We start from the raw sequence: 4,608 nt of genomic DNA on the forward strand, positions 1-4,608 counted from the left end.
CGCGGCGGCCGCCATTCCGGCGACCAGCACGCCGAGGGAGCCGGGACCGAACGGCGCCGCCCCGTCCAGTAGCCACATCATCAGCAGCGCGCTCGCCCCGGCCATTGCCGCCATGGCCAGCCCGGTGCCGAGCAGCAGCGCCATCAATCCGCAGCGCCGGCCGGCCAGCAGCTTCGGTAGGGAGTTCTCCATGGTTGTCCCGCCGTTACTTGCGCTCCGGCAGCAGCTCCAGCGCCGTCGCCGGATCGCACAAATCGAAGGTGTCGATGACCCGGGCATCGATCACGCCGGAGGCTTCCTGCGCCGCCAGCGGGGACGCCGTCAGCAGGCCGGATACCGCAGCCACGTCGATGCCGGCCTGGCGCAGGACCTGGACGCCTGCGGTCGCACCGAGGGCATCCGCGGCGGCGAAGACCACTCGGTCCACGGCGGTGTGGAAGACCGGATCCTGTAGCAGCCGCGCCGTTTCGCCTTGGTAGACGCCGTCGGCGATTTCCACCACGACGACGTCGATCCCGGTGGTCGTCAGCGCGTCGATCAGGCTGGTCAGCAGGCCGCGGACGGTTTCGTAGTCCAGCAGGTAGGTGGTGGGAAAGCCAAAGTCGGTGAAGTCGAGCACGTGGTGCGCACCGCCGTCGGTATAGAGCATTGGATCGTTGCCCGCGCCGGTCCCGGTGGCCTTGCCGGCGGCAACCGTCAGTCCCGCACGGCTCAAGCCGTTGACCAGGCAGCCGAGCGCCGTCGACTTGCCGGAGTTCATCGACGTGCCGAGCACCGCGATTACCTTCGGCCGGCCCGGCAGCTGCGTCTCGGAGCTGACGCGGTGCGGTGCGAAGTCCTGCAGGTTGAGCACCTTGCCGTTCTTGGCCAGCAGCCCGATCGGCTCGATGGCGGTCGCTTTGTCGATATCGTCATGCTGCTTGAGCACCTTGGCCGCCAGTCCCCCGCCTGCCACCAGCGAGCACGGCCCCAAGTCTTCGGGAACGACGGCGAGGAATTGGTCGGGCGCATAGCGGTTGCCAAAGGCCACGAGGATTTCATCCCCGACGAACATGCTCTGGCGGCGCGAGGCCGGGCTCTCCAGCCGGGTGTGGTGTCCGATCTCCGTCACCCGGGCCAGGACCACGTCGCCGGCGGAGGGCTTGCCGCTCAGCAGTTCGTAGCCGCCGGCATCGAGGGCCAGCGTGTCGGCCAGGAACCGGGTGGTGTAGGCCTTCTTGGCGCTGCGCAGCCGCACCGGGTCGAGGTGGATCACGGCAGCTGTCCGGGATTCGTTCGGGTGGACTGCGAGGCTCATCTGGTGCTCCTTGGCGGTGGGTTCCGTTGTCGATAACCAGTGAAGCCACCGATCATGAAAAAAACATGATGGCCTCATGAGAGCCTTCTCATGAACCGTTTACCCGGATTCCACCTCCGCGGGCCCCCAGCTTCACCTCCCCGGGCCCCCAGATTCCCCTCGGCCTGCCCCAGCTTCATCTTCCCCCGCACATAAGGCAGGATGGAGGGGACGGCTGATGAGGAGGGCATTGACGGATGCTGGCGCTGGTGCGACACGGGGAAACGGATTGGAACTCGGCCGGGCGGCTGCAGGGGCATTCAGACATCCCGCTCAACAAGCTTGGCCGGACGCAGGCTAACGACGCCGGGGCCAGGCTTTCGGCGGAGGATTGGGACCTTTTGGTCTCCTCGCCACTGCGGCGGGCCGTCGAGACAGCCGAGATCATCGGCAGCTATGTCGGCCTGGACATCTCCCACACTGTGCCGGGGCTGATCGAACGCGACTTCCGCGATCTTGAAGGCACTGTCCTGCTGGGCAAGGAACGCGCCGAAATCGACGAACTGCTGGTCGCTTGCGAACCGGAGGCCGAAGTGGCCATGCGGAGCATCGAGGCGCTGCAGCAGCTGGTCCGGGAGAATGCCGGACGCCGGATGATCGTCGTCGCGCACGGCACCTTGATCCGCGTCACGATGGGCCTGCTGCAGGGCGAACCGCACGCCCACGTGCTCAACTGCGAAACGATCGAACTCGAACCCGAACTGCTCATGGGCTACGAGTCGGAAACCGCGGTCCGGTAACTCGCGGCCCGAAGGCGGTCACCGCCGTCGTACTTTCCCCTACGACAGACCGGCTAGCCGGCGTCAGTTGCCCTCCGACGACGAGTCGGCCGGAACCTCCATTTGGAAGCCGCAACTGCAGCGCAGCAGCACCGTGTCCAGCTGGACATGCGGAAGGACAGGCCCTTCAACAGGACCGTCGTTCGTAACTGGATCGTAGATCGGCCGCTGGCCGACCTCGATCGGCTGCATCGGCTCACCGCAGTGGACATACTCCGGCTCGAAAGCGGTGCTGCGGTACGGATCGTGCTCCGAAGTCAGCCATGGCCTGCGCGTCATGTGCCCGTAGAAGCTGTCGCACTCGGAGCATGAATAGCTGATGTTCCACAGCGGGTGGCCGGACAGGTCGATCTCAAGGGCCGGCTCCAAGTCCTCGACGATCAGATAGTCATCGGTATCGCAGACCGAGCACCAAGGGTCGGCTACGTCGTCATCCCTGTCCATGGCTGAAAACTGCGGGGCACTCTCGGACGTCATCGTTCGAACTCCTTCCAGCCAGCCGGATAGTCCTCCGGCACGTAAAACCATCCTCAGTATAGCCGGTAATAAGCATGCTTAGTGCAAGGAAGGCAACATCGATTCAGCCGCTGCAACCCGCCCCCGGAAATACCCAACCTCCACCCAAAGCCGACCGCGATTGTGACCTTGCGCGCTTATCTCGATTTGGTTGGCCAAATCAAATAATTTGGTTGGCCAAATCAAACCTTTCAACGTAGAATCTAAACGTGCAGGAGAACCCGCCGCCCACCCCTTCCAACGACATCCCAACTCCGGGGGACATCGTCCGTGCCGGCGTCACCCAACTCATCCGCTGGGCAGCCAGGTCACAGGTCCGCAAGGAATTTTTCGGGCCGGCCGCTACGGACATGTCGCTGAACGACGTCGTCTTGCTGGACTTCATCAACAGCGCCGGTCCGGTCCGGTTGTCCGAATTGGCCAGCCAACATGGCGTGGACAAGTCCACCATGACACCCCAAGTGAATAGGCTGGACGGGAAGGGGCTGATCGAACGGCATTCCGATCCGGAGGACGCGCGCGCCACCCTTGTCAGCACGTCGCCGGACGGCCGCGACATGCAGCACCAGATCGGCGCTGCCGGAGCGGGACTGTTCGATGACCTCCTCGCCAACTGGTCCAAGAAGGACCGCCAGGCCCTGGCGACCCTGCTGGACCGCTTTGTCCGTGAGCTCGTCGCCTCCACCCCCAGCGACGCCACAACCCAGGAAAGGAGCACCAAGTGACTTCCCAGTCCGCAGGCAACACCCCAGAGCAGCACCGGGAAACACCTACGAACCGCCTCGCCGGCCTCTGGCGCCGCGCCGTCCAGCGGACGCAGGAAACCGGGATTGGTGTTCCCCTGGCCATCCTGGCGCTCATCGCGATTTTCTGGGTCGCCCTCAGGCTGGCCAATTACGCCCAGCGCAACGCCATCACGCCGGTCGAAGCGCTCATCCGCATCTACGGCACCGGCGCCGTTGTGCTACTGACCCTGCTGATCGCCGCCGCATCAGTCTGGACGATCATCGAACGCCTCGGTTACACCGACAAGTTCTTCTGCCCTGCCAAGACTCAGGCGGCCGCCAATGATCCGGACATGCAGCAGCTCGCCCTGGAATCCGCTCGTACCGCCGCCTCAACCATCGCAGCGGTCCGCTCTCTGCCGGCAACCAGGGGCTACCAGCCCCAGCCCGCCGCCAGCGACAATAACGACGGCGAACGGCCCACCTCATCTTCTCCCTCACCGGCCGCAGCAACCCGGCCCCAACTGCCGCAGACACATCCCGCAGCGCTAGCGAACCCAGCCGCAACCACGCCGGCAGCAGCCACGCCAACCAAGCTCGCCACTGCGGCATCTGCGAAGCCATCAGCGGCAGCAGAACCCCAAGGCCCCAAACCTGCGGCAATCCAACCAGCGGCCAAGCCAGCCAATGCCCAGCCGGCCAAGGCCGAGCCGGCAGCAGCCACAGCGGCGAAGCCAGTCAAAGCCCGGCTGGCAGTAGCCACAGCGGCGAAGCCAGCCAAAGCCCGGCTGGAAGTAGCCACAGCGGCGAAGCCAGCCAAGTCCGCAAAGCCACAAGGCCCGAAGCCGGCGGCAAACCCAGCCGCGCCATCGGCAACCAAGCCGGCCCAAGGCAATCTCCTGTCCAAAGGCAAGGGGTCGAAGGCCAAGGCATCGAAATCCCGGGGACGGTAGTCCCAGCCCGCCAGTTCTCCGGCTAAGCCGCACTCTTTCCCAAGGGTCCTGCCTCAACACGAGGCAGGACCCTTTTGGTATTGGCCTCGGTCTTTTATGCGTGTGTGACCGTTCCAGATCGGTAAGGCCTCAAAGGTGCTTTGACCGGCTTGAGACACCACACCGTCGCCGGCGGAATCAGCACGGACAACTGGTGAGCCTAGAGATTTCGGACAGTGGACCCTCTTAAAATCGGAGGGACTACTGAAATGAGGAATCTGCAGAATGTCTGCATCACGTCGACGGTTCACCCAGGAATT

At 64.6% G+C, this 4,608-nt stretch carries 6 protein-coding genes; 3 read left to right on the forward strand and 3 right to left on the reverse strand.

The window, feature by feature from the left end:
• A partial coding sequence (locus D477_RS12110) for a hypothetical protein (protein ID WP_005269504.1) occupies positions 1-192 on the reverse strand: 192 nt, incomplete at its 3' end.
• 13 nt (positions 193-205) lie between these two features.
• Positions 206-1,297: a hypothetical protein gene (locus D477_RS12115; RefSeq protein WP_005269505.1), complete on the reverse strand. Its 1,092-nt coding sequence runs from the start codon at positions 1,295-1,297 to the stop codon at positions 206-208.
• A 236-nt stretch (positions 1,298-1,533) separates the two neighbouring features.
• Between D477_RS12115 and D477_RS12120 the strand changes: the two genes are divergently transcribed.
• Positions 1,534-2,076, forward strand: coding sequence for a histidine phosphatase family protein (locus D477_RS12120; RefSeq protein WP_005269506.1), 543 nt, complete (start codon positions 1,534-1,536; stop codon positions 2,074-2,076).
• A gap of 63 nt (positions 2,077-2,139) precedes the next feature.
• On the opposite strand, the gene D477_RS21240 is transcribed toward D477_RS12120, so the two are convergent.
• Complete coding sequence (locus D477_RS21240; protein WP_005269515.1) at positions 2,140-2,592, reverse strand: hypothetical protein; 453 nt, start codon at positions 2,590-2,592, stop codon at positions 2,140-2,142.
• A gap of 248 nt (positions 2,593-2,840) precedes the next feature.
• Between D477_RS21240 and D477_RS21245 the strand changes: the two genes are divergently transcribed.
• Both D477_RS21245 and D477_RS21250 read left to right on the forward strand, forming a co-directional pair.
• Positions 2,841-3,356 (forward strand): MarR family winged helix-turn-helix transcriptional regulator, encoded by a 516-nt coding sequence (locus D477_RS21245; RefSeq protein ID WP_005269516.1) that lies wholly within the window; start codon positions 2,841-2,843, stop codon positions 3,354-3,356.
• Positions 3,353-4,309 (forward strand): hypothetical protein, encoded by a 957-nt coding sequence (locus D477_RS21250; RefSeq protein WP_005269517.1) that lies wholly within the window; start codon positions 3,353-3,355, stop codon positions 4,307-4,309. The genes D477_RS21245 and D477_RS21250 overlap by 4 nt, the downstream gene beginning before the upstream one ends.
• Positions 4,310-4,608 lie beyond the last annotated feature (299 nt).

Origin of the sequence: Arthrobacter crystallopoietes BAB-32 (assembly GCF_000328305.2) — a bacterium.
GTDB classification, from domain to species: domain Bacteria; phylum Actinomycetota; class Actinomycetes; order Actinomycetales; family Micrococcaceae; genus Crystallibacter; species Crystallibacter crystallopoietes_A.

Bases quoted from the DNA above. Each gene is read 5' to 3' on its own strand.
- D477_RS12120 (WP_005269506.1), top strand. From the start codon at position 1,534: ATGCTGGCGCTGGTGCGACACGGGGAAACGGATTGGAACTCGGCCGGG.
- D477_RS21240 (WP_005269515.1), bottom strand. From the start codon at position 2,592: ATGACGTCCGAGAGTGCCCCGCAGTTTTCAGCCATGGACAGGGATGAC.
- D477_RS12115 (WP_005269505.1), bottom strand. From the start codon at position 1,297: ATGAGCCTCGCAGTCCACCCGAACGAATCCCGGACAGCTGCCGTGATC.